Annotated in this window: 26 protein-coding genes; 12 read left to right on the top strand and 14 right to left on the bottom strand. The window is 39.7% G+C overall.

Annotation, left to right across the window (positions count from 1 at the left end; genetic code table 11):
- Positions 1 to 147: 147 nt before the first annotated feature.
- The 6 genes from KZZ04_RS04830 to KZZ04_RS04805 all read right to left on the bottom strand — a co-directional run bounded on the left by KZZ04_RS04830 (position 148) and on the right by KZZ04_RS04805 (position 3,678).
- Positions 148 to 546: a hypothetical protein gene (locus KZZ04_RS04830; RefSeq protein ID WP_219422001.1), complete on the bottom strand. Its 399-nt coding sequence runs from the start codon at positions 544 to 546 to the stop codon at positions 148 to 150.
- 62 nt (positions 547 to 608) lie between these two features.
- Positions 609 to 1,019 carry a cytochrome c oxidase assembly factor Coa1 family protein gene (locus KZZ04_RS04825; protein WP_219422000.1) on the bottom strand — a complete coding sequence of 137 codons (411 nt, stop codon included), beginning with the start codon at positions 1,017 to 1,019 and terminating at the stop codon, positions 609 to 611.
- Positions 1,020 to 1,118: 99 nt separating this feature from the next.
- Positions 1,119 to 1,337 (bottom strand): hypothetical protein, encoded by a 219-nt coding sequence (locus KZZ04_RS04820; RefSeq protein ID WP_219421999.1) that lies wholly within the window; start codon positions 1,335 to 1,337, stop codon positions 1,119 to 1,121.
- 754 nt (positions 1,338 to 2,091) lie between these two features.
- Entirely contained in the window at positions 2,092 to 2,421 is a 330-nt protein-coding gene (locus KZZ04_RS04815) for a hypothetical protein (RefSeq protein WP_219421998.1), read from the bottom strand.
- A gap of 79 nt (positions 2,422 to 2,500) precedes the next feature.
- Positions 2,501 to 2,971: a hypothetical protein gene (locus KZZ04_RS04810; RefSeq protein ID WP_219421997.1), complete on the bottom strand. Its 471-nt coding sequence runs from the start codon at positions 2,969 to 2,971 to the stop codon at positions 2,501 to 2,503.
- A 101-nt stretch (positions 2,972 to 3,072) separates the two neighbouring features.
- Complete coding sequence (locus tag KZZ04_RS04805; RefSeq protein WP_219421996.1) at positions 3,073 to 3,678, bottom strand: hypothetical protein; 606 nt, start codon at positions 3,676 to 3,678, stop codon at positions 3,073 to 3,075.
- 379 nt (positions 3,679 to 4,057) lie between these two features.
- Here KZZ04_RS04805 and gloA point away from each other — a divergent pair, with 379 nt between their 5' ends.
- Positions 4,058 to 4,585: a lactoylglutathione lyase gene (gene gloA / locus KZZ04_RS04800; protein WP_219421995.1), complete on the top strand. Its 528-nt coding sequence runs from the start codon at positions 4,058 to 4,060 to the stop codon at positions 4,583 to 4,585.
- A gap of 72 nt (positions 4,586 to 4,657) precedes the next feature.
- Here the strand turns inward: gloA and htpX are convergent, their stop codons facing one another.
- From htpX to bioB, 5 genes are all read right to left on the bottom strand, one after another.
- Positions 4,658 to 5,521 (bottom strand): protease HtpX, encoded by an 864-nt coding sequence (htpX, locus tag KZZ04_RS04795; protein WP_219421994.1) that lies wholly within the window; start codon positions 5,519 to 5,521, stop codon positions 4,658 to 4,660.
- Positions 5,522 to 5,662: 141 nt separating this feature from the next.
- Positions 5,663 to 6,346, bottom strand: a complete 684-nt coding sequence (gene bioD / locus KZZ04_RS04790) for a dethiobiotin synthase (RefSeq protein WP_219421993.1) — start codon at positions 6,344 to 6,346, stop codon at positions 5,663 to 5,665.
- Positions 6,347 to 6,372: 26 nt separating this feature from the next.
- Entirely contained in the window at positions 6,373 to 7,206 is an 834-nt protein-coding gene (locus KZZ04_RS04785; RefSeq protein ID WP_219421992.1) for a methyltransferase domain-containing protein, read from the bottom strand.
- Positions 7,203 to 8,354 (bottom strand): 8-amino-7-oxononanoate synthase, encoded by a 1,152-nt coding sequence (locus KZZ04_RS04780; RefSeq protein ID WP_219421991.1) that lies wholly within the window; start codon positions 8,352 to 8,354, stop codon positions 7,203 to 7,205. The genes KZZ04_RS04785 and KZZ04_RS04780 overlap by 4 nt, the downstream gene beginning before the upstream one ends.
- A 13-nt stretch (positions 8,355 to 8,367) precedes the next feature.
- Positions 8,368 to 9,408, bottom strand: coding sequence for a biotin synthase BioB (gene bioB / locus KZZ04_RS04775; RefSeq protein WP_219421990.1), 1,041 nt, complete (start codon positions 9,406 to 9,408; stop codon positions 8,368 to 8,370).
- A 95-nt stretch (positions 9,409 to 9,503) separates the two neighbouring features.
- On the opposite strand from bioB, the gene bioA reads away from it, so the two are divergent.
- From bioA to KZZ04_RS04745, 6 genes are all read left to right on the top strand, one after another.
- Positions 9,504 to 10,814 carry an adenosylmethionine--8-amino-7-oxononanoate transaminase gene (bioA, locus tag KZZ04_RS04770; RefSeq protein ID WP_219421989.1) on the top strand — a complete coding sequence of 437 codons (1,311 nt, stop codon included), beginning with the start codon at positions 9,504 to 9,506 and terminating at the stop codon, positions 10,812 to 10,814.
- A gap of 187 nt (positions 10,815 to 11,001) precedes the next feature.
- Positions 11,002 to 11,814, top strand: a complete 813-nt coding sequence (locus tag KZZ04_RS04765; RefSeq protein WP_219421988.1) for a hypothetical protein — start codon at positions 11,002 to 11,004, stop codon at positions 11,812 to 11,814.
- A complete protein-coding gene (locus KZZ04_RS04760) occupies positions 11,814 to 12,854 on the top strand; it encodes an extracellular solute-binding protein (RefSeq protein WP_219421987.1) in 1,041 nt (346 codons plus the stop codon). The genes KZZ04_RS04765 and KZZ04_RS04760 overlap by 1 nt, the downstream gene beginning before the upstream one ends.
- Positions 12,854 to 14,353, top strand: a complete 1,500-nt coding sequence (locus KZZ04_RS04755) for an iron ABC transporter permease (RefSeq protein WP_219421986.1) — start codon at positions 12,854 to 12,856, stop codon at positions 14,351 to 14,353. The genes KZZ04_RS04760 and KZZ04_RS04755 overlap by 1 nt, the downstream gene beginning before the upstream one ends.
- 13 nt (positions 14,354 to 14,366) lie before the next feature.
- Positions 14,367 to 15,377: an ABC transporter ATP-binding protein gene (locus KZZ04_RS04750; RefSeq protein ID WP_219421985.1), complete on the top strand. Its 1,011-nt coding sequence runs from the start codon at positions 14,367 to 14,369 to the stop codon at positions 15,375 to 15,377.
- Between the two features lie 30 nt (positions 15,378 to 15,407).
- Positions 15,408 to 16,037 (top strand): Vat family streptogramin A O-acetyltransferase, encoded by a 630-nt coding sequence (locus KZZ04_RS04745; RefSeq protein ID WP_058405592.1) that lies wholly within the window; start codon positions 15,408 to 15,410, stop codon positions 16,035 to 16,037.
- A gap of 2 nt (positions 16,038 to 16,039) precedes the next feature.
- Here KZZ04_RS04745 and KZZ04_RS04740 read toward each other — a convergent pair whose 3' ends face one another.
- Positions 16,040 to 16,474: an ATP-binding protein gene (locus KZZ04_RS04740; RefSeq protein WP_008131176.1), complete on the bottom strand. Its 435-nt coding sequence runs from the start codon at positions 16,472 to 16,474 to the stop codon at positions 16,040 to 16,042.
- A 297-nt stretch (positions 16,475 to 16,771) separates the two neighbouring features.
- Between KZZ04_RS04740 and asnS the strand changes: the two genes are divergently transcribed.
- Positions 16,772 to 18,169 (top strand): asparagine--tRNA ligase, encoded by a 1,398-nt coding sequence (asnS, locus tag KZZ04_RS04735; protein WP_058405591.1) that lies wholly within the window; start codon positions 16,772 to 16,774, stop codon positions 18,167 to 18,169.
- Positions 18,170 to 18,308: 139 nt separating this feature from the next.
- Here asnS and KZZ04_RS04730 read toward each other — a convergent pair whose 3' ends face one another.
- Both KZZ04_RS04730 and KZZ04_RS04725 read right to left on the bottom strand, forming a co-directional pair.
- Entirely contained in the window at positions 18,309 to 19,235 is a 927-nt protein-coding gene (locus KZZ04_RS04730; protein ID WP_219421984.1) for an electron transfer flavoprotein subunit alpha/FixB family protein, read from the bottom strand.
- Positions 19,236 to 19,985, bottom strand: coding sequence for an electron transfer flavoprotein subunit beta/FixA family protein (locus tag KZZ04_RS04725; protein ID WP_058405589.1), 750 nt, complete (start codon positions 19,983 to 19,985; stop codon positions 19,236 to 19,238).
- Between the two features lie 220 nt (positions 19,986 to 20,205).
- Here KZZ04_RS04725 and KZZ04_RS04720 point away from each other — a divergent pair, with 220 nt between their 5' ends.
- The 4 genes from KZZ04_RS04720 (at position 20,206) to tsaA (ending at position 24,122) form a co-directional block, all read left to right on the top strand.
- On the top strand, positions 20,206 to 21,852 hold the full coding sequence (locus tag KZZ04_RS04720; RefSeq protein WP_219421983.1) for an electron transfer flavoprotein-ubiquinone oxidoreductase: 1,647 nt from the start codon (positions 20,206 to 20,208) through the stop codon (positions 21,850 to 21,852).
- 101 nt (positions 21,853 to 21,953) lie between these two features.
- Entirely contained in the window at positions 21,954 to 22,418 is a 465-nt protein-coding gene (locus tag KZZ04_RS04715; protein WP_058553217.1) for an acyl-CoA thioesterase, read from the top strand.
- A 251-nt stretch (positions 22,419 to 22,669) separates the two neighbouring features.
- Positions 22,670 to 23,239 (top strand): outer membrane beta-barrel protein, encoded by a 570-nt coding sequence (locus KZZ04_RS04710; RefSeq protein ID WP_058405586.1) that lies wholly within the window; start codon positions 22,670 to 22,672, stop codon positions 23,237 to 23,239.
- A gap of 178 nt (positions 23,240 to 23,417) precedes the next feature.
- Positions 23,418 to 24,122 (top strand): tRNA (N6-threonylcarbamoyladenosine(37)-N6)-methyltransferase TrmO, encoded by a 705-nt coding sequence (gene tsaA, locus KZZ04_RS04705; RefSeq protein ID WP_219421982.1) that lies wholly within the window; start codon positions 23,418 to 23,420, stop codon positions 24,120 to 24,122.
- Positions 24,123 to 24,195 lie beyond the last annotated feature (73 nt).

Below are 24,195 nucleotides of genomic sequence, written 5' to 3'. Positions count from 1 at the left end.
TGACCTAAAGCCAATGCCTTATTTACTCTCTTTTGTTTAATTTAGGCTAAAACATTAATTGCAAACATAATGACGTGTTTAGCTTACCTATATTGTTTAATAACAGGTGTGTCTAAGCAAAAACAAATATAAAAACATGTACTCGCCCTAATAAAGTTTGTTTTGTAAATCATTAGTACAATTGTATTTTTCACTTAATTTAGCGAGCCCAATCATTTTCTCGTTAAAAACACGTGAATAAGCAATAGCATGTTCTTCCAGCTCAATGTATGCAGAACAATTACTGGTGTCTGCACCAACCCACAAAACATCCCATTTAGTTTTTAATATGATACAAGCAGACATTTGGATATGTTCAAACCCCGGACGTGCAGGAGCTAAACCATTAGCGACGGCAATAAAAGAAACGCCTTTAGCCTCAAAACTTTGTTTTGCATCAGCGCCGGCATGTTCAATAACAAAGTCATTTCGTAGATGTTCAAAAGAGCAATCACTAGCTAAAACAAGAGAAGAAAAAAGAGAAATAAAAGGTATAACTATCTTCATGAAACCCCTTAATAATTACCACTCAAAATGGGTGAGGAACATTGTCTTGCTACAATTAGTTGTTATATGCCAATTAGCACAATTGGTTCTTCGTTATCCATGAGCAAGTTTAGTTCTTCGATTTTCCAGATACCTGCAGATTTGTACATTGCAACATATGCGAGTCCTGATTTATCATTACCTACTATTTTGATAGCAAAATTTGCTTCACCCTTAACTCCACTATCGGAAATTTCAAATCCATTTGCGTAATCAAATGAAAAATCTGGGGATTGGCCAAAGTTAGCTTGAACAATAGGATTAGTAGATAGTTTACTTACTGCCATCTTGAATGCTCGGCTGTCAGTAAATTTAGCTATTACGGAAGCCATTATTATTGTAAATATGATGATAAAAACACAAAAGAACATTACTCGTTTATGGAATTTACTTTTACTATTCCACCATGCGAATCCTACATCAATAAATGACATTTAACTCTATACTCCCTTGGCACATAACGGCCCAATATGCCGACGAAACGAGCTCAGCGAATTGAGATCGGAATAATTGTGTTGATATGTGATTACAATTTAACAACCAGTGCTTTTGTTTTTAGACTTAAACAAACCTTTACCAATTAATAGCGACAAATAAACACCCACGACAATTATCATTAACATTGAGCCAATAAAAATCTCTCTTTGAATTACAAAAGTAACTGGAATTACAGAGGCTATAAATAACATAAAAGTGGATGAGATATTCTTCTTAGTAATATAACTCGCAGTTTTAATTCTAAATAATTTCATTATTAAACTCCTTTTTAGTTTTCAACACAAATCACATAACGCCTCAAACACCGGCTTGGTGAAGTTGGCGGCTTTTTTGCGCAAGCTAAAAAGGTGACAGCTTTACCAAGTCCGTGTGCTTTGATTTGTTAACCATTGCTCTCGTACCTTAACCAAGTACTACCAAGAACAATGGACTCGAATTTGATTCCATTATCCGTTACTTCCATTTCATACGGTGGATCTACAGCTGTACTTGAAACTTTCTCCCCAGATAAGGAATAAAGGAAGCACTCAAGCTCACCAGTTTCTAGCACATACTCTTTGTGCCTACTTAAACTCCAAAAGAGACACACATTATCAATATCTATGAGCTTGATCTCTCGTGTGGATACTCTTGCACTAATAGAACCGCAACCTAAGAACAAGATTCCTGTTTCTGGCACATACAATATTTCCTGAGAAACGTCAGATGAGCATGATTCCCAGAAAATATAGATAGTCAGATAATCATTGAAGGTGATAGTGGATAAAGTATTGTTATCGGAGCTACACGACTCTATGAATATACCTTTATCTCGACACCAACTTGGATCAGAGCACTGTTCATGCTCGATCTTGATTTCTGCATCATTTATTGTGACTTTGCTCGATATCATATTTGATGGTTAACGCCCCATTCAGGGGCTGATAATAGCTTGCTAAAATGTGTAGCGAAGCGGAACCGAGCAAGCTGTTAGCAGTCCCGTTACTGTAATGGCTTGTTATATGCAATTTATCCGAAAGCACCAAGCTCTTTAAAAATAAGTAAAATTTGTATACTAAAAATACTAAGCATTAACAATATAGCCTTACCTTTATATTTTAAAGAAAATACTAAATATAGAATTAAAACAAAGTCGTAAACCGCAAATATGGGAAGACTAAACAACGCCCACAACGCACCTATAGAAAGATGAGTTTCGTAAATCCCTAGTAAATTCTCTGCTACAAAGTTAACAGGGAAGATAAATAATGGCGGATACAAACCGATTATTAAACCTAATATAGGGAGAATGAAAAGCTTTTTATTGGGAGTGGTAATAGTTGCAAGCTCCATTTGCATATAACGCCGCTATCATTTGCGGCAAAATGTGCAGTGAGTGAAACGAACGAAGCATTTTGACGTCAAATGCATAGCTTTGTTAGCTACCCTCTGCGAATGTAAATTGAACACCTTTAAACGGAATACTTACTTTTAAAGGCAACAGTTCTTCGCTCTCCGCTAGACCTATATCAGCTTTGAGGTCACCGATTTCTTCTTCCAAGAGATCAAGAAGGCTGATATTAATGCTCCATTCCTCTTCTGCACCGAATATACAAACACAATGTCCCGAGTTAACTACATAGCCACTTAATAATTTTCCTGATTTAGTTGTAAAGCTGGCCTTTCGGTGCTCAAACATAAAAGAGCCATCTTCAGTTTCTTCTGGGACGGCGAACCAATACTCGTCTGACCATCCAACTTTTTCAAATTCCTTCGTTACTATTTCACGGTCAAATCCAAGCTCTTCGAGAGTATCAATATCACTAGGCTCATAATATTGAGCCCAGGTAAGTGATTCATCGAAATTGTTCCGATTCAGATCAGTATACTTAATTAGTTTGAATTTCATTTTGTACAGCTAACGCCCTGTTAATGAGCAAAATTTGGTTGGCTATAATGTGAAGCGGAGCGAAACCAGCCAACTGAATTTTGTCCACTTTGAACAGTTTGTTATAAACCTGTTTGCATCAATATTTCGTTAATAGATAACTCTATATTTTTATTTAATACCTCAGAAACATGCTGTTTATCAGCGTCAGAGAGTTCATTCCACGTAGCTGGTAATTCTTCAATGTTAATAGGCATCAACTTTTGCAGATAACAAGCACTACACTTTTTCTTACCCTCAATATATGGAGCAATATTCAGCGCCATATAAGTGTTTGCTTGCATCGCATTTCCAAACGCAGACCGTTGATTGACCCCATAGCCGTAAGTGCCTGGGGTTGCATAAACATCGCGAGGGATAAGTTCAATAATCATATCAAAGTTTGGTCGTTGAGCCTCGTCAATCAGTCGAGCTTGAAATCCTTTATTTTCTAACCTTTTAACAACAGTGTCAGTTAAAAGCTTAGAAAAATTTGGATCATTTATTTGAGCATATTCATTATTAAAGATTGTGGTTCCAATAGTTACAAAGTTGGGCGTGTCTGGAAATTGATTGATAATGCCAACAGTTTTAACTGATTGGAGTTCTGTAGGTTTTAAAGTAGAGGCGCATCCTCCTAAAAAACTAAAGGTTAAAATGACAAATGTTAGTTTTATGATTTTTTGCACGGTACATCCTTTTAAGGTTTATAACAATTTATTGAACACCACTTTGGGGGGTTATAACACCCCAAAACGGCGTATATTACACTGCTTAATAATTCCACTAAACAACTTTAATGTAAACAGGTAATTACGTAGGCTTTAAAACACCCGTTATTAAAATACACCAAAACGACTTTTAATAATGTTATGGGACAAAACATAGGTACTGTACAAATAAACAGTGTCGGTAAATATTTCATTTCTCGCTTATAAAACACTCAACTCACTGCCTGGTAATTTAGCTAAGTGGTTTTAATTTTTACCGCTGTTTATTATGATGAGCTTTCACCCTGGCTTTTTAAATCCATTAAGGTTTTTCAGTCATTTTATTAAGGATTAGCGTATGACTCACTATAACGAATCTCCAGAGCAAATTGCACAAGCCACCGAGGGCTATGTGATGCAGCAAACTATGTTGCGTATTAAAGATCCAAAACCGTCGATTGCATTTTATGAAAACGTACTGGGCATGAAACTGTTAGGAAAATACGACTTTCCTAGTATGGAGTTTACTTTGTACTTTTTAGGCTACGAGCAAGACATGCCAAAGGGCGATGATAAAGAAAAAACACAATGGGTGTTTCGACGCCCTGCGCTGATTGAGCTTACCCATAACTGGGGTACTGAAAACGACGACAGCTTTACCGGTTATCACAGTGGTAATGAAGACCCAAAAGGCTTTGGCCATATTGGGATTAGCGTACCCGATGTATACGCTGCCTGTAAGCGCTTTGCTAAATACGATGTAGAGTTTGTTAAAAAGCCAGATGGTGGTTCAATGAAAGGTCTTGCCTTTATTAAAGACCCTGACGGTTACTGGATTGAAATACTCTCGCCGGAGGGTATTACTGACATTATTCAATCGCAATAAAAAACATTAAACATAAAAAAGCCTGCAAATGCAGGCTTTTTGTTTACAAGTGCTGTGAAAAACTTGAATTTTTTAACGACGTAAAGCGTCTATACGCGAGTCAAGCGGCGGGTGCGATGAAAACAGCTCAGCCATGCTTTTACCACCCGCAATACCAAACGCCATCATAGATCCTTGTAACTGCGAAGGATGGTTTTGCTTTAAACGTTCAAGAGCGGAGCGCATTTTGTCGGCGCCAACTAATTTTGCTGCACCGCTATCGGCTGCAAATTCACGCTGCCTGCTGTAATGTGCCACAACTATACTTGCCAACACACCAAACAGTACTTGGAATAACATGTCGAATAAAATGTAGGTCCAGCTTATTCCGCCCTCTTCTTCATCGCCATTAAGAAAGTTATCTACAATATTTGCCAACACTTTTGCAGCAAAAATCACAAAAGTATTAACCACACCTTGAATAAGCGTAAGCGTTACCATGTCGCCACTAGCAATATGTGACACTTCATGAGCGAGCACGGCTTCTGCTTGATCTTGGGTCATGCTTTGCATTAGCCCTGTACTTACAGCGACTAGTGAGTTGTTTTTACTTGGGCCTGTTGCAAACGCGTTCATTTCGGGGCTGTTGTAAACTGCCACTTCAGGCATTGCAATACCCGCTTTTTTGGCTTGCGCAGCAACAGTGTTTATTAACCACTGCTCGGTTTCGTTACTTGGTTGAGTAATAACCTGCGCACCTGTTGATTTTTTAGCAATCCATTTAGACATAAATAGTGAAATAAACGATCCACCAAATCCAAATACGGCTGCAATAAGTAATATTCCACCTAGGCTACGATGGCTTAAGCCCAGCGCGCTCATTATAATTGAAAGCACCACACCTAATACCAACATAACCGCGAGGTTAGTTAATAAAAACAAAAATACACGTTTCATTCGAGTTCTCCAAAAATAACATTTATTGCTGTGCGACTTTTCTAAAATTTGATCGACTATGAGCAACACTACCCCTATGACACACTATGTCATAGGGGTAGTGTTATTTTGTGACAAACTATGTCACAACACAAGTAGTATTTATGGATTTATTGATAAATTTTCAAGAAGTGTTTTATAAATTTGTAATTTTGGCGTTTGCTCGCTGTAAGGGCTGATAGCAAGAATAGGAAATGGTAGCCGCGCCTTTAAACTATCTAGGTTTGCTTGGTACTCATCCATATGCTCATCAACTTGGTTGGCTATCCATCCTATACAGTTAATGCCTAAGCTTTGCATATGTGCCGCGGTTAATAGCGCATGATTTAAGCAACCTAACTTCATACCGACGACTAATATAACTGGTAGTTGTTCTGTTTTAACCCAGTCGTATAAATACTCAGTATTATTAATAGGTAAAGCCCAGCCACCCGCTCCTTCTGTAAGTATATAGTCAGCGCCTTGCTGTTTTACCGTTTTATAAGCTGCGGTAAGCTTGCTAACGTTTATACTTACCCCAGCCTGCTCTGCGGCTATGTGGGGGGCTATAGGTGGTGCAAAAGTAAAGGGATTTACCACATCGTATTTTGCACTCACCGTTGCACTTTCCATCAGCATAAGTGCGTCGGCATTAACAAGTTGATCAAACGCCATTTCAGACCCAGCAGCTAGGGGTTTATACCCAATTGCTTTTTTTTTGTGTTGAGCAAGTAACTTTAACAATAAACTAGTTACATGAGTTTTTCCGGCGTCGGTGTCGGTACCGGTAATAAAAAATTCTTTCATGGCCGTGCCTTTTAAACAGACGTTATTTACGCTTTATTTAATGATAACAATACTACATGGTAAGAAACACACGCTTTTTGATTTATTAAAGGATATGCTGCACACGCTTTTTTTAATGCCGACTTTGTTAATAACCCTTGGCGCGTATTAGCTGTGTTTTGGGTGGTTGCGCCAATAGCCTTTATTGATCGAATAGCGTGTAATGCAGACGCATATTCGTCTGTATAAATTTTAGAGATTACCCTGTTTACCTGAAAGCCAGAATTTTGGACCGATTGGTTTATATAATCACCCGCGTTAAACGTATTAATATGGTTGTGGCTATCTACCGCAGCGAACGCTGTTTGTATTTCGTTAAGTGAGCCTTCAACTACAGTGCTAATATAAGCCTGCCCACCCGGTTTTAACACCCCATAAAGTGACTGTAAAAGCGCCTTAAAATTGGCCGACCATTGCACTGCAAAGTTACTAAAAATTATATCAACACTGTTTGCTTGCAGTGGCAAGTTATCCATATCTGCGCAAATTTTGTAATCACCTTCATTACAGGTTTTGAGCATATCAAAACTTAAATCCATTGATAACACGGTACCGTAAAGGCGTTGAAGTTGCTGGGTGTTTACAAGTGGGCCTGCGCCTAAATCAACGCACACCTTATTTTTATTGCAAGCTAGTGGGTTTATTAGTTTGAATAAATCATCGGCTGCTTTTTTTTGAACATGCGCATGTGTATTGTAATTACCTGCCGCTTTTGAAAAGTTAACTTGCGCTCCTTTTTTAAGTGCCGGGTTAAGCCTTTTTAATTGGGTTGTTGCAGCGGCCTTTGTAACCGGCTCAATATCCAGTGCGTGGGCAATCATAGTAGTGCCTTTGCTAAATGTTTAACAAGATAAGTAATATCATCAAGGGTATGCGCTGCTGTTAAAGTCACTCTTAAGCGCGCAGTATTGTATGCAACCGTGGGCGGTCTAATTGCGGTAAGCCAAATTCCTTGCTGCTTGAGTTTATTGGCCGCTTTTATTGTTTGCTCTGCACAGCCCAGAACAATAGGTTGAATAGCCGTATCGGACTCCATTACCGCTATATTATGCTGTTGTGCAAGGTGTTTAAATGCCGCTATGTTTTTATTTAATGTTGAGCGTTGCGTATCAGCTGTTTTAATGTGCTTTATACGCGCTAAGGTATTGTTTGCCATTAACGGCGACATAGCTGTTGAGTATGTGTAATCGCGATTATATTGCAGCATGTAGTCTATAAATAAGTGTGGGCCCAATACACACGCGCCGCTACTGGCAACCGCTTTACCAAATGTAATGACGAGTATGTCGGGCACAGTATCGCCAATAAGTGTTTCGCAACTACCAAGACCTGTTTTACCCAAAGCGCCAAAGCCGTGCGCATCATCTATCATCAACCAAGCATTATGTTGTTTTGCAAGGAGCAGTAAATCTTTTATGGGGGCCGTATCGCCATCCATCGAAAAAACGCCTTCGCTAATAATTAACTTGTTTTGTGCTTTTGACTTTTCGAGCCGAGACCGTAAATGGTTTAAATCGTTATGATTAAAACGTATTAATGCTGCATTAGATTGAAGCGCCCCATCTATTAAGCTGGCGTGGTTTAACTTGTCTTGAAAAATAGCACTGCTTTGCGCTGCTGATTTATCCTGAAACAACGCTTTAATTACACTGCTATTAGCACTAAAGCCAGAATTAAAAAGCAGCCCAGCTTGATAACCAAACTGAGTGCATAAGTACTGCTCTAATGCTTGCTGCTGTATTTGATACCCTGTTACTAAAGCAGAGCTGTGGCTACCTAGCGTGTTAACATTTTCACTGTGGATAGCTATATCACCAAAGCCCAAATAGTCATTACTAGCAAAATTTAAATACGTTTTATTATCAACCTCAATAGTGCGTGCCGTGGCATTTTGCACCACGTGGCGTTTTCGTAAAAGCGATTGCTCTGCCCGCTCATTAAGATGTGTGCTAATAAATTCAAATGGCATGAGTAAGACTTAATTAGGCTTCGTAAAACAATTCAGATGTGGCTTTATCAGCTACTTGCGATGAAAGCGACGCAGCTACGGCTTCGTCTGAATAATCTTCACGCGTTTCTGGGTTCATACCTAACTTTTTAATAAGGTTCATGTCTGCATCGGCTTCTGGATTTTCTGTAGTAAGTAGTTTATCACCATAAAATATAGAGTTAGCGCCCGCAAAAAAGCACATTGATTGCATTTGCTCATTCATGGCATTACGCCCTGCCGACAAACGTACATAGCTGTGCGGCATCATTATACGTGCAGTTGCTATGGTGCGTATAAATTCAAAATGATCTAAATCGTCCACGTTTTCAAGCGGGGTACCTTTTACTTTTACCAGCATATTAATAGGCACACTTTCTGGATGCTGTGGTAAGTTAGCTAACTGCATTAGTAAACCATAACGGTCGGCGGCTTGCTCTCCCATACCGACTATACCGCCTGAACACACTTTCATACCTGCATCACGAACGTGATCTATGGTATTTAATCTGTCTTCAAACGTACGGGTTGATATAATTTGCTCGTAGTATTCAGGTGATGTGTCTAAATTATGATTATAATAATCAAGCCCTGCACTGCTGAGTTCATGGGCTTTTTCGTTTGTGAGTTTGCCCAGCGTCATGCAGGTTTCAAGGCCAAGCTCTTTTACTTCTTTAACCATTTTTGAAATGTACGGCATGTCTCTGTCTTTGGGGTCCGACCAGGCAGCACCCATACAAAAACGTGTAGCGCCTTTTTGTTTAGCAAGGCGTGCTTGCTCTACTACTTTTTCTACTTCTATTAGGCGTTCGCGTTCAAGGTCGGTTTTATAATGCCCCGATTGCGGGCAATATTTACAGTCTTCTGGGCAAGCGCCTGTTTTAATTGATAACAAAGTAGAAATTTGTACTTCATTTGGATTGAAGTTAGCACGGTGAACCGACGCAGCTTTAAACAGTAAATCGTTAAACGGCATTTCAAATAATGCTTTAACTTCGCTATGGGTCCAATCGTGACGAACAGGTGCACGTTCCATAATTCTCTCTTTATTTTTTTCATATTGGTGATGTTGGATTAGTCTAAAACTTCACGTACCATTGTCAACGAAGCCCACCCAGTTAAAGTTTACATATGAATAAAAAACAACCAATTGATTTGAATTTTGATCGTGAACACATTTGGCATCCATACACATCAATGACTCAGCCTATTCCTGTTTACCCTGTCACCCATGCTAAACACAATATAATTTACCTCGAAACAGGCGAACAACTAATTGATGGGATGGCATCGTGGTGGAGTGCTATTCATGGTTATAACCACCCTGCTATTAACCAGGCAATGGTTGAACAAATTAATGACATGAGCCATGTAATGTTTGGGGGTATTACGCATTCAAGTGCAGTTGAGCTGTGCAAAAAGCTCGTCAAGATTACACCTAGCAGCTTAAACAAAGTATTTTTAGCTGATAGTGGCTCAGTGAGTGTTGAAGTAGCTATTAAGATGGCACTGCAATATTGGTTAAGCCAAGGTATTAGAACAAAACAAAAATTAATGACGCCTTATAAGGGCTATCATGGCGATACGTTTGCTGCAATGAGTGTATGCGATCCTGTTAACTCTATGCATAGCCTATATAAAGGTTTTTTACCTGATCACATATTTGTACCTGCCCCGGCCAGTAAGTTTTCTGGTACTTTTGAAAAAAGTGAAGCGATTGAACTTGAACATTATTTTAAAAATAATCACCAACACGTAGCCGCTTTTATCATTGAGCCTATTGTACAAAACGCAGGTGGTATGAATTTTTACCACCCAGACTATTTAGCCTGTGTAAGGCAGCTATGCACGCAATATAATGTACTTTTAATATGCGACGAAATAGCCACTGGATTTGGCCGAACAGGTAAATTATTTGCGGTTGAACACGCCAATATCGAACCCGATATTTTATGCATAGGTAAAGCACTAACGGGTGGCTCAATGACTTTGTCTGCCACACTGACTAGCGATAAAATTGCCAAAGGCATAAGCGAAGGTGAAGCCGGTGTTTTGATGCACGGTCCTACCTTTATGGGTAACCCGCTAGCGTGTGCAGCTGCGTGTGCCAGCATAGATTTATTACTTGAGCAAAACTGGCAACAGCGTGTAGCTGATATAAATGACCAACTCCAGCAATTACATCAATGTATGGAGCTCAAAGATGTTGCTGATGTTAGAACCTTAGGTGCAATAGGCGTTGTAGAATTATCTGATGAAGTGGGAAGCATTGATGTTGCCACTATCCAAGCTTATTTTGTAGAAAAAGGCGTATGGATCCGCCCTTTCGGTAAACTAATTTATCTTATGCCACCGTATATAAGTGACGAAAAAAGTATTAAAACGCTTTGCAATGCAATTTACAGTGCAATTAAAGGCAAACATTACGCTGAAGCTTGTTAATTATTGTCGGTCTAAAAGTGATGCTAATTAGCCAAAGACGGATTTAACTTGATGTAGATCATCTATATTAATTAAATTCGTCTTCAAGCCTTCAAAAATGTGATTAGCGGTTTTAGTATATTGCTCTTCGTAATATTTACGGATATGATAATACCTATCATTTACAATTACCTTTTGGACGTCTTACATGAACTTATTTTTTAAACCAGCCAAAGCATTAGGTGCCTCTTTTTTAATCGCGTCTGCATTTATTTCACAACCTTTATTTGCTAACGGCCCTATTGGCGAGCATGTAAATCACCTTCAAGCTAACCTTAAAAGTTATAATGAAGAAGTTGAGTGGATGGTAGGTAAAGTGGACACGCTTGTTAGCACCTACGAAAGTAAAGGCGCTAAAGCTGTAAACACCGACGATTTAATTGAATATTGGGAATCGGTAAAATTTCACAGTGCAATTGAAACTAACTTAGTACCTGTTTATGCCTCTATTTGGCAAGGTTTGTACGGTGTAAAAATGGCAATTGATGCTGGTAAATCAGCAGCTGAAGTACGTACACAACAACACGCTATGAACACTGCCTTATGGCAAGGTTTAGGTGCAGTTAAACTAGCGGCTAAATTTCAACAAAAAGGCTTGTTAAAGACGGTTACAGCCACAGCAAGCAAAGAAATGACACAAAGTGCAACAATAGACGAAATAAAGCACAAACTAGACCGCGTTATCGCAAAACTTGCTGAACGCCTTCAAGACGAAGCAACTGAAATTGTACACGACACCTACCTACACTTATTCGAAGGCGTTGAAGGAACACTTATTGAGCAAGATGCCAATTTAGTGGAGGCACTTGAAAAAGATTTTAACGTAACGCTTCCAAAAGCGATTGCAGACAACAAAAGTGTTGATGAAGTGCGTGATGTAATAACTGACATGCAAACAAAATTAGACCGCGCTAAGGGTTTAATTGAAAAAGCCGAAAAAAATCGTAAGGACGTTTTTTAGTGGAACGCAGAACCTTTATACAAGGGTTGGCTGCATTAGGGGTAATGGGCTCATTGCCATTACCTCTATCGCAGGCTTTTGCCAATACGGTAAATAACCCCGTGTCGGTTGACGATTTACCAAAGCTTAAAGGTGATTTAACCTTATATTTAGGCCGAGGTGAAGGCGGTTTGTACGAAAATGTATTACAAGCTATTCAAAAAAATAACCCTGATTTTAATTTAGCTATTCGCCGCGGACCCACCGCTGCGCTTGCCAACACAATTGTTGCAGAAGCCAAAGCTGGCGTTAAACGCGCTGATTTATTTTGGGCTGTTGACTCTGGTGCGATTGGCCTAGTAACTGATGCAGGACTTGCTAAGCCACTGCCAAACGATTTATCAGCGCAACTGCAGCCACAATTTAAGTACAAAGAGTGGGCACCAGTAACTGGCCGAATACGTACATTGCCCTATAACACATCACGTTTAACGAAAGATCAAATTCCAACGAGTATTATGGAAATTGCTGAAAGCGATTTGAGTATAGGTTGGGCGCCTGCCTATGCGTCTTTTCAATCGTTTGTTACTGCAATGCGTATTTTAGAAGGTGATGATAAAACAGCTAAATGGCTCAAAAAAGTTAAAAAGCGTGCAAAAACCTACGCTGGTGAATTAGGTGTTGTTATGGGTGTAGAACGGGGTGAAGTAGATATCGGCTTTGCCAATCATTACTACACCTTGCGATTGAAGTCAGGCAAGCCTGATGCAAAACTTGATTTAGCGTTTACTCAAAACGACGCAGGCTGTTTGGTAAATGCTTCTGGCATTTTAACGCTTAACAGTGATCCGCTTGCAACTAACTTTATGCGTTATTTACTGAGTAAAGAAGTGCAAGGTTATTTAGCACGTGAAGCATACGAAATACCGCTAGTAAACGGTATTGAGCAGCCAGACGGTTTACCTTCGCTTTCAAGTGTTTTACCACCTAAAATTGATTTAACACAACTTGCAGATTTACGTCCTACTATTGACTTAATGCGCAGCAACGGCGTTTTATAATGCGAATACCTCCATCTTATCCAATGGCGCTGCTTGCAGCGCTCATTACGCTTGCTCCTATTTGTATATTAATGGTGCTTGCAAGCGACTCAAGCTCTTATTTTGATAGCCATAACTTGGCCATTTTAGGCAATACACTGGCTTTAATGGGCTTAACTGTTTTGGGTTCTATTTTGATTGGCGTGCCACTGGCATTTATAAGTGCCTATGTTCATTTACCCTTTAAAAAAGCATGGCTTGTATTGTTTGCAGCCCCGCTTGCTATTCCCAGTTATATTGGTGCATTTACGCTTTACGCGGCATTTGGCCCTGGGGGTGAAATAAATAATTTATTGGGATTTGAAACACCCCCTATGTATGGGTTATCAGGTGCTGCAATAGTTATGACACTGTATACGTTTCCATTTGTAATGATGACGACCCGATCATCGTTATTAAGTTTAGATGCAAGCATGGTAAACGCAGCACGTACATTGGGTATGTCGATGACCCAAAGTGTATTCAACGTTATTTTACCCCGTGTAGTGAATGGCATTGCTGCTGGGTCGTTATTAGTGGCACTTTATACTTTATCTGACTTTGGCACCCCAGCCATGATGCGTCTTGATACTTTTACACGTGTTATTTATGTTGAATACAACGCCTTTGCACTGGGTCGCGCAGCGATGCTGTCGCTTCAGTTAATGGTTATTGTAGGTTTTTTACTACTTATAGAATCACAAATAAAAACGGCTACTGAGCGCCATGGCCGCCCTCTTATTTTATTTCCAAATAAGCTACAACTAGGTGCTATATTTACTCTGTTCGCTCCTGTCCTACTACTGGCTATAGGTTTACCATTGGCTATATTTTTTATATGGCTTGCACGAGATGGCGTAAGTAATTTTGACTTTACAATTGCATGGCACTCTACTTATGCGTCTGCGCTTGCTGCTATGGTGGCAGTTATTGTAGCTGTGCCAGTTGCACATGCAGCCCTCAGTGGTAAAGCTGGTCGAATTATGGAGCGAGTAACCTACTTTGGCTTTGGCATACCTGGCATTGTGATGGGCACGGCGCTCGTTTATGGCGGGTTACAATTACCATTTTTATATCAAACTTTAGGGCTATTAATCATAGCGTATATGCTACGTTTTTTACCTCTAGCGGTTGGTTCAATTCGCACCAGCACCGAACATTTAGATCCAAGCTTGGTTAAATCTGCTCGCGTCCTTGGCGCAAGCCCGCGTGAAGCCTTCACGCGTATTACCTTGCCTTTAACCATGCGCGGTATCGTGGCTGGTGGCGCATTGGTGTTTTTAGAATCAATGCGTGAACTTGAAGCCACTTTATTATTGGGTCCAACAGGGTTTGAAACTCTGTCTACTTATTTATGGCGTGTATACGAAGCTGGCTATTTTGGCCGAGCTGCCATACCTGGGCTGTTATTAGTGGTGATCTCTGCTTGTGGTTTAGCTATTATGATGTCTGGCGAAAAACGTAACCAGTTTGAACATTAAGGATTTGAAGTAAATGCTATCTGTAAGTCAGTTGTCTATAGATTATGGCAGTAATCGTGTTGTGAGCGATTTAAATTTAACGCTGGGTGAAAACGAAATCCTAATGCTTGTTGGTCCAACCGGTTGTGGTAAAAGTACAATATTACAAGCACTCGCAGGGTTAATACCTATCTCTGAGGGTGATATAAACGCAGATAAATGGCGTGCAACTCCTAATAAATCAGTGCCCCCTGAAAAGCGAAGTGTAGGTATGGTTTTTCAAGATTTTGCGTTATTTCCGCATTTGACGGTTGAGCAAAATATTTGTTTTAAATTAAAAGATAACAGCGTTGCGAATCATTGGATCAACTTACTTGGTCTAGATGAATTTAGAACAAAAAAACCAGCGACTCTGTCTGGCGGCCAGAAACAACGCGTTGCTCTAGCACGTACCCTTGCCCACCAGCCCGATTTTGTATTACTCGATGAGCCGCTATCAAATTTAGACGCAGCTTTAAAAGACATGTTGCGTTGGGATATACGAAATGCACTTAAAAATGCGGGTGTGCCAGCTATTTGGGTAACACATGACCAGGAAGAAGCCCTATCTGTTGGTGACCGTGTTGGTGTTTTAAAAGGCGGAAAAATACAACAAATTGACACTCCCGAAAAATGCTTTAGTACCCCCGCTAATCGTTTTGTTGCACGTTTTTTGGGTGAAGCTAGCTTTATAAAAGGCACGTTAAATAATGGCCAAGCGCTTACCGACATTGGTAATGTTCCCGCTCACGGTGTTGACTGCGCTCAAGGCGATGTTGATGTATTATTGCGTCCAGACGATGTTTTATTAGTGCAAAGCAGTGTAGGTAATAATGGCGAAGTTATTTGGGTACGTTTTGAAGGCGGAAGCCGATTATGCGCAATTAAACTCGCCTGTGGTACTATAGTCACAAGCCGTGTGAGTCATGAAGTGGTTGTTCACCCTGGTGATAACGTGCATGTTTCGCTAAGCACTTCTCATCCACTGGCGGCATTTAAAAGCTAGCGGATTAACCATGTTACTTTGAAGGAAACTATGAACGGACCAAACCCAAATAACCCATCTCCAATGCCAGGGTTTCCTCAAGTAGGTTATTTAAAAAATTTTATTACTTCACCTAATATCGAAGTAGGTGATTACACGTATTACGACGACCCTGATGGGCCTGAACATTTTGAAAAAAATGTCCTTTATCATTTCGATTTTATTGGAGATCGTCTCATCATAGGTAAGTTTTGTGCGATAGCCAAAGATGTGACCTTCATAATGAATGGGGCAAATCATCAAAGTGCTGGTTTTTCTACCTACCCTTTTTTTATATTTGGTAACGGGTGGGAAAAGTCTGCACCCCAACCAGGTGATTTACCTTTTAAAGGCGATACTGAAATAGGTAATGATGTGTGGATTGGCTATAACGCCACCATCATGCCTGGGGTAAAAATAGGAAGTGGCGCAATCATTGCCAGTAAATCGGTAGTGACCAGCGATGTACCTGCTTATGCTGTCGTTGGTGGGAATCCAGCAAAAATAATCAAACAGCGTTTTGACGATAAAACGATTAGTGCACTGCTATCCATAGCATGGTGGGACTGGAGCAGTGACAAAATCACTACTCATTTAGATGCTATAACTCACAATAATTTAGATGTACTGTCTAAACTTTAGCACTACCACTCAAACATATACGCCATTTTACTTATCGTTTTAAGCGGCACATTATGCGAGTTACGTTTAGCGTATAGGTGCTGCATAGATTTATCTTTAACTTCACCCACAATCACTTCTTTTACTTGATAACCTAAGGCAACAGCTGCTTGAGTGTATGCCACAAATTCCCATTTTTTAATATTGGTGTTGTCTACAATTACAAGCGGAATGTCTTGTGCGAGGGCCTGTATAAAACGGGCTAAATTTAAATTATGGTATTGGGGTAATTTAAATTTATCAAAGTGATACTCACCCTGCTCGTTTAAAAAGTAATCGTCTGTTGAGCAAATTAAATATTGGCTTTCATCTGCAGTCGCTAATTCGTCTGCTAAATTTTGTGCATAATACGACTTACCACTTCCAGGTAGTCCACGTAAAATAAAAACTTGTTTCATAGCATCCATTTCTAAAGTAATGGTCATTATTGAGTAATCAAAAAATATATAATGCCACAAAATCGTTAAACTTCAGAGCAGCAAATAACAAACTTAGTCATTTGTGCCTTAAAATCGACTAAAAATAAACCGCATTGATAAAAACTTTTAAAGAGTTGCCCGCAACAGTTTTTTTATTTTACTTTACTAGGTAAGATACAGGGTTCTAGTACAGCACCTTCTATTAATAAAATAGAGCGTATGTGTTGTACATATTTAAATAAATAAAGTTAGGCAACTTATATCATTGGAGTGAAGATGAGCCATTTAGCGATTTCAGAGCTATTAAAAGGCAATGTTGCGGTAGACAGCCAAGTAACAATTAAGGGCTGGATCCGTACTCGCCGCGATTCAAAAGCAGGAATATCATTTTTAGCCGTTCATGACGGTTCGTGTTTTGATCCTATTCAAGCGGTAGTTCCTAATTCACTAAATAATTATGATGAAGTTACTAGCTTAACAGCCGGTTGTTCTGTATCGGTTACTGGTGTTTTAGTTCAATCTGCTGGCCAAGGTCAATCATTTGAAATTCAAGCTAATTCAGTAAAAGTTTTAGGTTGGGTAGAAAACCCAGATTCATACCCAATGTCGGCAAAGCGCCACAGCATTGAATACTTACGCGAACACGCGCACCTTCGCCCTCGTACTAACATGATTGGCGCTGTCACACGTGTACGTAACTGTTTAGCACAAGCTATCCATCGTTTTTATCACGAGCAAGGCTATTATTGGATCAGCACACCGATTATAACAGCAAGTGACTGTGAAGGCGCAGGTGAAATGTTCCGTGTATCGACACTCGATATGCAAAACCTTCCACGTACAGATAAAGGCGATGTTGATTACAGCGAAGACTTCTTTGGTAAAGAAGCATTCTTAACTGTATCTGGCCAATTAAACGGCGAAACTTACGCGTCTGCAATGTCAAAAATTTATACGTTTGGCCCAACTTTCCGTGCAGAAAACTCAAATACTTCACGTCACTTAGCTGAATTTTGGATGGTAGAACCAGAAGTTGCGTTTGCTGATTTAGAAGACATCGCAAAACTTGCAGAAAACATGCTTAAGTACGTATTTAAAGCGGTACTTGAAGAGCGCCGTGACGATATGGAGTTTTTTGCACTACGTGTTGAAAAAACAGCCATTAGTCGTTTAGAAGAATTTGTAGAAAAAGACTTTGCCCAAGTTGATTACACTGACGCAGTAGAAATACTTAAAGCCTGTGGTAAAAAATTTGAGTACGCTGTTGAATGGGGTGTAGATTTACAATCAGAGCACGAACGCTACTTAGCAGAAGAACATTTTAAAGCACCTGTAGTAATTAAAAACTACCCACGTGATATTAAAGCATTTTACATGCGCCAAAACGAAGACGGCAAAACCGTTGCCGCTATGGACGTAGTTGCACCGGGAATTGGTGAAATTATTGGTGGTTCTCAGCGTGAAGAGCGTTTAGATGTGCTTGATGCGCGCCTTGAAGAAATGGGCTTAAACAAAGAAGACTACAGCTGGTACCGCGATTTACGTAAATACGGTAGCGTACCGCATTCAGGTTTTGGTTTAGGTTTTGAGCGCTTAGTTGCTTATGTAACAGGTATGGGCAACGTACGTGATGTAATTGCCTTCCCTCGTACAAAAGGCAGCGCAACGTACTAAATTTTTAATTAATAAGTTGTTTTAATATTAAAAACCAGCCAATTGGCTGGTTTTTTTATAACAATAACTTAGCGTATAAAAAAAGCCGCAGCACGCATAAGGCACCACGGCTTTCAACCAGAATAGTTTTAATAAATGGCTATAGTGCGCTTTCTAATTGCGGTAACACATCAAATAAATCGGCAACGAGCCCGTAATCTGCAACTTGAAAAATAGGCGCATCAGGGTCTTTGTTAATTGCGACAATCACTTTTGAGTCTTTCATTCCCGCAAGGTGTTGAATAGCACCGCTAATACCCACAGCAATATACAGGTTAGGCGCTACAATTTTACCTGTTTGCCCCACTTGCATATCATTAGGTACAAAGCCTGCATCCACTGCTGCACGCGATGCTCCAATAGCAGCCCCCAGCTTATCTGCAATACCATTCAGTAATGCAAAGTTTTCACCATTTTGCATGCCACGGCCACCCGATATAACTACATCAGCTGCAGTAAGTTCAGGGCGTTCAGATTCAGTTTGTTCAACACTTACAAAACGACTTAACTGTGAAGCAGACACCATTTCTACAGTAGTAACAGGCGCTTGAGCTTGATCACCTTGAAGATCAAAACTACTTGCACGAACAGTAATAACTTTCTTGCTATCAAGTGATTTTACTGTGGCGATAGCATTACCTGCATAAATTGGGCGTTTAAACGTATCGGCATCGATTACAGCAATTATTTCAGATATTTGCGCTACATCTAAAAGCGCTGCAACGCGTGGCATAAAATTTTTGCCCGTGGTAGTGGCGCTTGCCACAATATGACTGTAGTTATCAGCAAGGCTCAATACTAAGTCTGTCATGCTTTCAGCTAGTTGATGCTCATAAACAGCGTTGTCTGCTGTAAGTACCGCATTAACACCTGCAATACTCGCTAGCTTTTCGCTCATAGCGCCTATATTTAAACCTGCAACAAGTACATCTATGTCTAAGCCTAATTTAACAGCGGCGTTAATTGTTTTTGAGGTTTCTGGTTTTAAGGCACCGTTATCGTGCTCTGCAATTACAAGTGTTTTCATTTAAATCACCTTTGCCTCTGTTTTTAATTTTTCTACAAGTTGTGCAACGTCTTCTACAATAATACCGCCACTGCGTTTAGCGGGTTCTTCTACGCTAACAAGCTGAACACGCGGTGTTAGGTCTACGCCTAAAGTATCTGCTGCTATTACATCAAGGGGCTTACGTTTTGCTTTCATTATGTTAGGTAGTGATGCATAACGAGGCTCGTTCAAACGTAAATCTGTCGTAACAATGGCAGGCAATGAAAGGGCTACCGTTTGCAAACCGCCGTCTACTTCACGCGTTACATTTACTTTGCCATCAGCGACAACGACCTTAGAAGCAAACGTACCTTGGCCACGATTAGTCAAAGCTGCAAGCATTTGCCCTGTTTGATTATTATCTGAATCTATCGATTGCTTGCCTAAAATTACAAGCTCAGGTGCTTCTTGCTCTACTATTTTTGCAAGTAATTTAGCAATGTGTAATGACTCTAATTTTTCATCGGTTTCGATGTGAATTGCTTTATCTGCACCCAGTGCAAGCGCTGTACGTAATTGTTCTTGCGACGTTTTAGCGCCAATAGTAACAGCTACCACTTCAGTGGCAGTACCCGCTTCTTTTAAACGGATGGCTTCTTCTATTGCTATCTCACAAAACGGGTTCATCGCCATTTTGACGTTGGCTAAATCTACGTCGCTGTTGTCACTTTTGACACGCGCTTTTACGTTGTAATCTATAACGCGTTTTATTGGTACAAGAACTTTCATAGGAACTCCATAATTATTTAAACCTACAACCTAACGTGTACGTCAACCTATTTATTTTATGAAATCAGACTACTTCCTGTTGACGTAAACGTCAACCTAAAATAACCTTTAACTATTCACAGCCTGTAACGAAAAATTTGCATTGTAATAAATAGGCTGAACACCTTATTCAAATACTGATGCAGTATTGAGTGAGTCCGTCATAAATAAAGAGGTTATTATGGTCGAACGTGAAACCATGGAATTTGATGTAGTTGTTGTAGGCGCTGGACCTGCAGGACTTGCCAGTGCAATAAAACTCGCACAACTTGCACAAGAAAAACAACAAGAATGCATGATTTGTGTTGTTGAAAAAGGCTCTGAAGTGGGTGCACATGTTCTGTCGGGTGCTGTTTTTGAAACCAAAGCTTTAGATGAGTTACTGCCCAAATGGCAAGAGCAAGGCGCACCAGTCACTACAAAAGTAACCAATGATGAAATTTATTGGTTTAATAATGAAGAAAAAGCAACGTCAATCCCCCACTTTGCTACACCTAAAACGTTTCATAATAATGGCAACTATATTGTATCAATGGGTAACGTATGCCGTTGGCTTGCAGAGCAAGCTGAAAGTTTGGGCGTAGAAATATTTCCAGGCTTTAGTGCACATTCACTTATTATTGAAGACGACACTGTAAAAGGCATTATTACAGGAGACATGGGTGTTGATAAAGACGGAAACGAAAAAGACGGTTACATGCCAGGCATGGAACTAAGAGCTAAATACACTATTTTTGCTGAAGGTTGCCGTGGACATTTAGGCAAACAACTTATAAACCAATTTGCGCTTGATGCTGATTCATCGCCTCAACATTACGGTTTAGGTTTTAAGGAAATATGGCAAGTAGATGAATCGAAACACCAAGAAGGTACAGTGGTCCATGGCACGGGTTGGCCGTTAAATGGTGATACAAGTGGTGGTGCATTTATGTATCATAGCGAAAATAATCAGGTCGTTGTTGGCTTAATTGTTGATTTAAATTACGCAAACCCACACTTAAGCCCGTTTGATGAATTTCAGCGAATGAAACATCACCCTGTTTTTAAACAGGTGCTTGAAGGCGGTGAGCGAATTGCTTATGGGGCGCGTGCTATTGCAAAAGGTGGATTGCATTCTTTACCTAAAATGCATTTTCCTGGGGGGTTATTAGTAGGCTGTGATGCTGGTACTTTAAATTTTGCAAAAATTAAAGGAAATCACACAGCAATGAAATCAGGTATGGTGGCTGCTGAAGTCATTTTTGAAGCACTTCAAAATGAACAAGCAAATACTGACTTAAAAAATTACCGCATACGATTTGAACAATCTTGGGCCTATAAAGAACTTTACCAGTCGCGTAACTTTGGCCCGGTAATGCATAAACTAGGTAAGTTTTTAGGGGGTGCATATAACACACTCGATCAGAATGTATTTAATGGTGCTTTACCGTTTACCTTTAAAGACAACGTACCAGACTACTCTACTCTTGTTGATGCTAACATTGCTGAAAAAATACATTACCCCAAGCCTGATGGGTCACTGAGTTTTGATAAACTTTCAAGTGTGTTTTTATCAAATACTAACCATGAAGAGTCTCAACCTTGTCATCTAAAACTTAAAAACGCAGCAATACCAATACACGTTAATCTTGTAAAATATGATGAACCCGCACAGCGCTATTGCCCAGCAGGTGTGTATGAAGTTCAAGAAATAGAAGGTAAAAACGAGTTTGTCATTAATGCACAAAACTGTGTGCACTGTAAAACCTGTGACATTAAAGATCCAAGCCAAAACATAACATGGGTTACACCTGAAGGTGCTGGCGGTCCAAATTATCCCAATATGTAATATATTTTACATATAAATTATAAACATATCCTAAATTGCAGGGGCTTCGGCCCCTTTTTTGCGCTATGCTGATTATATAATTAATAAAAAGAGTAAAGTTTATGCCGTCGTCAAATGTTGTTTTTCGTTTTTTAGCAGAGCCCACCGATGTTAATTTTGGAGGAAAAGTGCATGGTGGTGTGGTTATGAAGTGGATTGACCAAGCTGGCTATGCCTGTGCCGCTGGCTGGAGTGGTCATTATTGTGTAACCGTATCGGTGGCGGGTGTTAAATTCAGACGCCCTATTTTGGTTGGGCAAATAGTAGAAGTAGAAGCAAAAATAGCGCATACCGGTAAAACAAGTATGCAAATATTTATACAAGTTCGATGCGGCGACCCAAAAACACAAAACATGGTTGAAACCAACCATTGTGTAATAAGCTTTGTCGCCATGGATGAAACGGGTTACCCCGTTGCAGTGCCAGAGTTTAAAGCGATTACCAATGAAGATATAAAATTAGAAAATTACGCAATTAAGATGAAAGAAATTGCGATAGAAACAGAAAACTTACTTCATCAAGTATAGTTACGCGTTAGCTAATTTTTGTACTGTAAAAAAATCCTAATGCATTGTAAAAAATACAATTTATTTAAAATCGCTAAGTGTCACTATTTAGCGATTTGTTTAATAAAAAACCTAACCGACCCAAGAACCTAATACTAAACAACTAGCCCTGCTGGTTTATTGGTCTATTTAATCATTGGCATGTTCACTGCAACTAAGTAATTGAAGTTTGAATAAATCAAACCATATTATTTTTTTAAAGGAGCTATTTAATGATTAAATCACTTTCTCTTTCAGCACTAGCGCTTGCAACGCTTGGTTTTAATTCTGCAGCACAAGCAGATATTTCCGATTTTGATTCTCCGCGTATTTATACCGGTATAGGCTACGGACAATATTCTTTTGAATTTGAAGACAGTGAAAACGATACTGACTTTGATGATGATGCGCAAATGCTAAAAGGATACATTGGTACACAATTTAATGAGTATTTGAGTGTAGAGCTGGCTTATCAAAATTTTGATGAAGTTAGCGACATTGACAGTAAAGCAGAGATTGATGGTGTGTCATTGGCCGCGCGCTTGGGTATTCCCCTAACTGAAAGCTTTTCGGTGTACGCTAAAGGTGGTTGGTTAGAATGGGATGCTGATATAAAACAAGAACTCCCAATTGGAAGCATCTCTACATCGCAAGATGGTGGTGATGCATTTTATGGTGCAGGTTTAGAGTTTGCCTTTTCAAGCAATGTACAAATGCGTTTAGAATACGAACGTTACAAATTAGACGACGATATTGATCCTGATATGGATGTAGCATCTGTATCGTTGCAATACATGTTTTAAACTGTAAACACTATAGTTAACAAAGGTAAGCTAAAGCTTACCTTTTTTTCATTAAATATAAACCGCTCTGTCTAAAAGCGTTTTTAAACCACTGGGTCTAAATAAAATTCTTTGTATTAATGCGATAGCATCTAAATACAGGTAGAATAAATCTCTATTCTATTTGTACTTGAGTGACATGAGCGACTACAGCATTTCGGCCGTTGGCCATATACAATCTCCCTATAAACAAAAGTTTGCCATTCCAAGACAGCCGCGTTTAGTGCCTGAAGCTAAAGCCAAACTTATTTTTGCGCCCGACTTTAATCGCGAAGAATTTGTACGCGGCATTGATGAATTTACACACATTTGGTTATTGTTTCGCTTTCATGAAACCGCAGATAAAGGCTACTCAGCCATGGTGCGACCACCTCGTTTAGGCGGTAATGAACGCAAAGGTGTATTTGCAACCCGCGCTACTTTCAGACCAAACGCCATTGGTATGAGCGCAGTAAAGCTTGAGGGTATAGAATATAAAAATGGCCAACTAAGTTTATTACTTGCCGGAATAGACCTACTTGATGGCACGCCCATAATCGACATAAAGCCCTACTTGCCTTACTCAGATGCCATGCTTGACGCTAGTGCTGGCTTTGCAGATACACGCCCAGAAACACAAATGAGTGTAGAGTTTACCCCCGAGGTGACTTTATTCATTGAGCAGCAAACTCAATACCCTGATTTATTGAATTTTATTAGTAATGTTTTAAAACAAGACCCACGCCCTGCTTACAAAAAACAAAAAGACGGCGAGCAGAGCTATGGAATGACATTGTATGATTACAATATTCGCTGGCACGTTAATGGCGAGCACAACCTTGTAACAAATATAGAAAAAAGCTAAATAACTCACTTAGCGCTTTTGTGTAAAAGCAACCGCTGGTAAACTTAAGCTCTATTAAAAGAACATATTACTC

The organism is Pseudoalteromonas sp. CR1, from assembly GCF_019392235.1.
Lineage (GTDB): Bacteria > Pseudomonadota > Gammaproteobacteria > Enterobacterales > Alteromonadaceae > Pseudoalteromonas.
The sequence above is the reverse complement of the archived record's forward strand: the minus strand, read 5'-3'. Positions and strand labels throughout refer to the sequence as shown.

Coding starts and splice junctions, on each gene's coding strand:
- KZZ04_RS04755 (WP_219421986.1), top strand. CDS start 12,854: ATGCGAATACCTCCATCTTATCCAATGGCGCTGCTTGCAGCGCTCATT.
- bioB (WP_219421990.1), bottom strand. CDS start 9,408: ATGGAACGTGCACCTGTTCGTCACGATTGGACCCATAGCGAAGTTAAA.
- KZZ04_RS04720 (WP_219421983.1), top strand. CDS start 20,206: ATGGTCGAACGTGAAACCATGGAATTTGATGTAGTTGTTGTAGGCGCT.
- KZZ04_RS04710 (WP_058405586.1), top strand. CDS start 22,670: ATGATTAAATCACTTTCTCTTTCAGCACTAGCGCTTGCAACGCTTGGT.
- KZZ04_RS04715 (WP_058553217.1), top strand. CDS start 21,954: ATGCCGTCGTCAAATGTTGTTTTTCGTTTTTTAGCAGAGCCCACCGAT.
- KZZ04_RS04830 (WP_219422001.1), bottom strand. CDS start 546: ATGAAGATAGTTATACCTTTTATTTCTCTTTTTTCTTCTCTTGTTTTA.
- bioA (WP_219421989.1), top strand. CDS start 9,504: ATGAATAAAAAACAACCAATTGATTTGAATTTTGATCGTGAACACATT.
- KZZ04_RS04725 (WP_058405589.1), bottom strand. CDS start 19,985: ATGAAAGTTCTTGTACCAATAAAACGCGTTATAGATTACAACGTAAAA.
- KZZ04_RS04750 (WP_219421985.1), top strand. CDS start 14,367: ATGCTATCTGTAAGTCAGTTGTCTATAGATTATGGCAGTAATCGTGTT.
- tsaA (WP_219421982.1), top strand. CDS start 23,418: ATGAGCGACTACAGCATTTCGGCCGTTGGCCATATACAATCTCCCTAT.
- KZZ04_RS04780 (WP_219421991.1), bottom strand. CDS start 8,354: ATGCCATTTGAATTTATTAGCACACATCTTAATGAGCGGGCAGAGCAA.
- htpX (WP_219421994.1), bottom strand. CDS start 5,521: ATGAAACGTGTATTTTTGTTTTTATTAACTAACCTCGCGGTTATGTTG.
- KZZ04_RS04825 (WP_219422000.1), bottom strand. CDS start 1,019: ATGTCATTTATTGATGTAGGATTCGCATGGTGGAATAGTAAAAGTAAA.
- KZZ04_RS04810 (WP_219421997.1), bottom strand. CDS start 2,971: ATGAAATTCAAACTAATTAAGTATACTGATCTGAATCGGAACAATTTC.
- KZZ04_RS04820 (WP_219421999.1), bottom strand. CDS start 1,337: ATGAAATTATTTAGAATTAAAACTGCGAGTTATATTACTAAGAAGAAT.
- KZZ04_RS04745 (WP_058405592.1), top strand. CDS start 15,408: ATGAACGGACCAAACCCAAATAACCCATCTCCAATGCCAGGGTTTCCT.
- KZZ04_RS04785 (WP_219421992.1), bottom strand. CDS start 7,206: ATGATTGCCCACGCACTGGATATTGAGCCGGTTACAAAGGCCGCTGCA.
- bioD (WP_219421993.1), bottom strand. CDS start 6,346: ATGAAAGAATTTTTTATTACCGGTACCGACACCGACGCCGGAAAAACT.
- KZZ04_RS04740 (WP_008131176.1), bottom strand. CDS start 16,474: ATGAAACAAGTTTTTATTTTACGTGGACTACCTGGAAGTGGTAAGTCG.
- KZZ04_RS04730 (WP_219421984.1), bottom strand. CDS start 19,235: ATGAAAACACTTGTAATTGCAGAGCACGATAACGGTGCCTTAAAACCA.
- KZZ04_RS04765 (WP_219421988.1), top strand. CDS start 11,002: ATGAACTTATTTTTTAAACCAGCCAAAGCATTAGGTGCCTCTTTTTTA.
- asnS (WP_058405591.1), top strand. CDS start 16,772: ATGAGCCATTTAGCGATTTCAGAGCTATTAAAAGGCAATGTTGCGGTA.
- KZZ04_RS04815 (WP_219421998.1), bottom strand. CDS start 2,421: ATGCAAATGGAGCTTGCAACTATTACCACTCCCAATAAAAAGCTTTTC.
- gloA (WP_219421995.1), top strand. CDS start 4,058: ATGACTCACTATAACGAATCTCCAGAGCAAATTGCACAAGCCACCGAG.